This is a genomic window from Streptomyces bikiniensis, from assembly GCF_000716625.1.
Lineage (GTDB): Bacteria > Actinomycetota > Actinomycetes > Streptomycetales > Streptomycetaceae > Streptomyces > Streptomyces bikiniensis.
The window spans coordinates 1-4,726 of the sequence record NZ_JNXJ01000096.1 but is presented as its reverse complement, the minus strand read 5'-3'; the positions used below and the strand labels follow the sequence as shown (position 1 = coordinate 4,726).

2 protein-coding genes and 3 pseudogenes are annotated in these 4,726 nt (G+C 70.3%); all 5 read left to right on the top strand.

The annotated features are described in order from the left end of the window. Positions 1-106, top strand: a pseudogene (locus OO47_RS32835) (ATP-binding protein); the annotation flags it as partial. Between the two features lie 339 nt (positions 107-445). Next, positions 446-3,556: pseudogene (locus OO47_RS32830) on the top strand (nitrate- and nitrite sensing domain-containing protein); the annotation flags it as partial. After that, a complete protein-coding gene (locus OO47_RS35850; RefSeq protein WP_078490157.1) occupies positions 3,534-3,953 on the top strand; it encodes a roadblock/LC7 domain-containing protein in 420 nt (139 codons plus the stop codon). The pseudogene OO47_RS32830 and the gene OO47_RS35850, both read left to right, overlap by 23 nt. 106 nt (positions 3,954-4,059) lie before the next feature. After that, a complete protein-coding gene (locus OO47_RS32825; protein ID WP_030223432.1) occupies positions 4,060-4,608 on the top strand; it encodes a DUF742 domain-containing protein in 549 nt (182 codons plus the stop codon). Next, positions 4,589-4,726 (top strand): annotated as a pseudogene (locus OO47_RS35845) (ATP/GTP-binding protein); the annotation flags it as partial. The gene OO47_RS32825 and the pseudogene OO47_RS35845, both read left to right, overlap by 20 nt.

The window sequence follows — 4,726 nt, the reverse complement described above, 5'->3', positions numbered from 1 at the left end:
CGGCCCCGACACCCCCATCATCACCACCGACGCCCGCCACCGCGCCGACGCCAAGAGCGCGCTCATCACCCTCGTCGAGCACGCCCTCATGGCCCGGCTCAAGTAGGAGGACGGGACGGGCGGTTGCCCCGTACCACCGCCGGGGGTGGTCTGTGTCGTTCGACACGACCGCCCCCGTGTTCATAACGTTTCGACAGAGAATTGGGGCGCCTCGGACACCCGACGCATCCGATCGGTGTCACTGCGCTCACATGAGCCCCGCTTTTTGGCGGGGCTCGCTCTTTATGCCCGTTTTATTCGCGGTCCGGACCACTGAAAGGAGCCGCGTCCCACTGTTTGGAACGGACCCCCTTCACGTGCTGCAATTCATGAACTCCCGAGTAGTACGGCCCTGAACGAAACACCGGCACAACGTAGGTGCCGACGCCGAGAGGTTGTTGGTCGAGTGAGGCGAAGCAAGGAAAGCTCCGCGGAGCAGGAGACGCGGGGCAACTTCACGCCGCCGTCGCGCACGGCGGTGTCGCCCGCGGACGCGCCCGTCACGCCGCCGCCCGCCGAGACGGCCGGGGGAAGCTCCAGCAAGCTGTCGCCCCGCAACTGGCGGGTGCCCACCCGCCTGAACGCGATCCTCCTCATACCCGTGCTCGTCGGCCTCGTCATGGGCGGCTTCCAGGTCAAGGGGTCGATCGACACCTGGCAGGAGGCCCAGGACGCCGAGAAGACGGCGCTCATCGTGCGCGCCGCCTCGGAGTACAGCACCGCGCTGCTCAACGAGCGGGACCTCACCGCCGCCCCGCTGCTCGCCGCCAAGGACGACAAGGACCGCGAGGCCGACGAGGTCACCCGGGCGTACGCCGCGACCGACGCCGCCCGTCTGAAGTTCGACGAGGCCGTCAAGAACATGCCCTCGGGCCAGGGCCTGGAGCGCCGGCTGCGCCTGTTCAAGGACGAGGAGCCGAAGCTCGAAGCGCTCCGCAAGGACGCGTACGCCCGCACCTACGACCCGGTGAACACCCAGCTCGGCTACACGGGCGTCCAGCACTACCTGAGCGAGTTCTCCAACGAGCTCGGCCTGGGCACCGGCAACGTCACCGCGTACGGCCGCAGCGTCTACGCCATCCAGCTCTCCAAGGGTGCCGAGTCCCTCCAGCGGTCCATCGGCACCCATCTGCTCGTCCGGCCCAGCAGCAGGGAGGAGGTCTTCGCCCAGCAGTCGGTGGCGTTCAACTCGTACAACTACCTGGAGCAGATCGCCCTCGGCGAGTTCAGCTCCGGCGGCATGCCCGAGGACGTCGAGTTCCTCAAGAAGGTCATGGCCTCCAAGGCCGCGGAGGGCGCCAAGCAGATGCAGGCCGCCGACGTCGAGCTGCCCAAGGGCAAGGACGGCTCCGTCTACTCCGGCGCGGCCACCGCGATCGGCACGGCCAAGAGCCCCGAGGGCATCAAGGCCCTGAAGACCAAGGGCATCACCCCCGAAACCTGGATGGCGATCGCCACCGCCAAGTTCGAGGGCTACAGCGAGGTCGAGAAGGCCCTCGTCGACAAGGCGGTGAACGAGGCCGTCAAGATCTCCGACGACGCCAAGTCCGACGCCTGGCTGAACGGCGCCATCGTCGTGATCGCCCTGCTCGCCGCGTTCATCCTGGCCGGGATGATGGCGCGCCAGATGAGCCGCTCGATGCGCACCCTGCGGACCGCCGCCTTCGGCATCGCCGAGCAGCGCCTGCCGATGCTGGTCGACCAGCTCTCCCGCACCGAGCCGGGCCGGGTCGACACCCGCGTCCAGCCGATCCCGATCGACTCCCGGGACGAGATCGGCGAGGTCGCCCGCGCGTTCGACCAGGTCCACCGCGAGGCCGTCCGGCTCGCCGCCGAGCAGGCCATGCTCCGGGGCAACGTCAACGCGATCTTCACCAACCTCTCGCGCCGCAACCAGTCGCTGATCGAGGGCCAGCTGACCCTCATCACCGACCTGGAGAACAACGAGGCCGACCCGGACCAGCTGGAGAACCTCTTCAAGCTGGACCACCTGGCGACCCGCATGCGCCGCAACGGCGAGAACCTGCTCGTCCTCGCCGGCGAGGAGCCCGGCCGCCGCTGGGACCAGCCGGTCCCGCTGGTCGACGTCATGCGCGCCGCCTCCTCCGAGGTGGAGCAGTACGAGCGCATCGAGCTGGCGGGCGTCCCGGAGGCCGAGATCCACGGCCAGGCCGTGACGGACCTCGTGCACCTGCTCGCCGAGCTCCTGGAGAACGCCACCACGTTCTCCTCCCCGCAGACCAAGGTCCGCGTCACCGCGACCCGTCTCCCCGACGGCCGCGTGATGGTCGAGATCCACGACAAGGGCATCGGCCTCACCGCCGAGGACTTCGCGGACATCAACCACAAGCTGGCCAACCCGCCGACCGTGGACGCCGCCGTCTCGCAGCGCATGGGCCTCTTCGTGGTCGGCCGGCTCGCCGACCGGCACGGCATCCGGGTCCAGCTCCGCCCCTCGGGCGAGCAGGCCGGGACGACCTCGCTCGTCATGCTGCCGGACGCGATCACGCACGGCGGTGGCGGCGAGCAGCCGATCCAGGACGACTTCACCGTCTCCCAGATCATCCCGGAACAGCAGCAGCAGAACGCCTTCGAGGCCGCTCCCGCGCAGCCGATGCTGACCGCGGCCGACCTCGGCTTCGACGACTCGCGCTACGAGCAGCAGCCGGACGGGGAGCAGCAGAGCCTCGACCCGGTGAACCGCTCGCTGCGGCGCGAGGGGCGGCGTGCCGCCCTGGGCGACCGCGCGCAGAACGGCGACCGCCCGCTCTTCCGCGACGAGGCGGAGCAGCGCCGGGACGAGTACGGCCAGGAGCAGGCCGCCCAGGGCCAGGAGTACGCCCAGGGGCAGCAGCAGGGCCAGGAGTACGGGCAGCAGCAGGAGTACGCTCCCGCGCAGGAGTACGGTCAGCAGCCCCAGCAGGAGTACGGCCAGGAGTACGCGGCCGGCTACCCGCAGCAGGACGGCTACGCGTACGGGCAGCAGGGCTACGAGGCCTACCCGCAGCAGGGCTATGCGGAAGCCTCGTACGAGACTCCGGAGACCGAACACCAGCAGTACGACAATGCGTTCGACCCCCAGCCCCACCAGGCGCAGTGGCCGGATCAGAACGCGTACCAGGGCGGTTACGGTCAGGAGTACCGCGCGGAACCGGAATCTGCTCCGGGCGCTCCCGAACAGGCCGCCGACCGCGTAGGCTTCGACCGTCCGGGTCCGACCTCCGGTACCGCCCCGGACGCCGGCCACGCGCTGACCGACGCCGGACTGCCGCGCCGCGGCAGCGTCGCCCCGCCGACGCGGCGGACGCCGCAGCCGGCCGGGCCCGCGCAGCCGGAGCAGCAGCAGAGCGAAGCCGACGGTTCCGACGCATGGCGCTCGACCAACGACGAGCGCTGGCAGCGGGCCGGGAAGCTCAAGGACCCCAAGGCGGGCGGGGTCACCTCGTCCGGTCTCCCCCGACGCGTCCCGAAGGCCAACCTGGTCGAGGGCACGGCTGAGCAGACCCCGCAGGGCGGCGAATCTGAACTGGTTGATCACCAACTTCGTGGACAACACCCCCGGGGTGTCCCACACGGTGGTGGTCTCCGCCGACGGACTCCTGCTGGCGATGTCCGAGGGGTTCCCCCGGGACCGCGCCGACCAGCTGGCGGCCGTCGCGTCCGGACTGACCTCGCTGACCGCGGGCGCGTCCCGGATCTTCGAGGGCGGTGCGGTCAACCAGACCGTGGTGGAGATGGAGCGCGGCTTCCTCTTCATCATGTCGATCTCGGACGGCTCCTCGCTGGCCGTGCTCGCCCACCCCGAGGCGGACATCGGTCTCGTGGGGTACGAGATGGCCCTGCTCGTGGACCGCGCGGGCACCGTCCTGACCCCCGACCTCCGGGCGGAACTCCAGGGCAGTCTTCTCAACTGACAGTTCTCAACCAACAGACACGCCGTGCGTTTCGCGCCACCGCCCCGTAAGGTGCGGTGGCGCGGCTCCAAGGGACATGGACCGCGAGGCAGTCGGAGGAGGAAACGTGGGAACACCCCCGGGCGCGAGCCCCTACAACGGTTATGACGCGCACCAGGCGCCGCTGGGCGACGCCGCGCAGAACCGGTTCAACTTTCCCTCCGCACCGAGCGGACAGGGTGTGGCACAGCCCTACCGGCAGCCGCACGCCCCGTCGGCGCCCGCCGGCCCGTCCGCCTCGCGCGGCCCGTCCGCCCAGGGCGGTTCGGGCGGGCACAACCCGCTGGTGCGTCCGTACGCGATGACCGGCGGCCGGACCCGGCCGCGTTACCAGCTCGCCATCGAGGCGTTGGTCAGTACGACGGCCGATCCGTCCCGGCTGCAGGGGCAGTTGCCCGAGCACCAGCGGATCTGCCGGCTCTGCTTCGAGATCAAGTCGGTCGCCGAGATCTCGGCACTTCTCTCCATCCCCCTCGGCGTCGCCCGAATCCTCGTCGCCGACCTGGCGGAGGCCGGACTCGTCGCCATCCACCAGCCCGGCGGCGACGAGGCCGCCGGCGGTCAGCCAGACGTGACACTGCTCGAAAGGGTGCTCAGTGGACTTCGCAAGCTCTAACGGCGGCGCGGCCCGTTCAACCACCAGCGCGAAGATCGTGGTGGCGGGCGGCTTCGGCGTGGGCAAGACCACGTTCGTCGGCGCGGTCTCGGAGATCAACCCGCTGCGTACCGAAGCC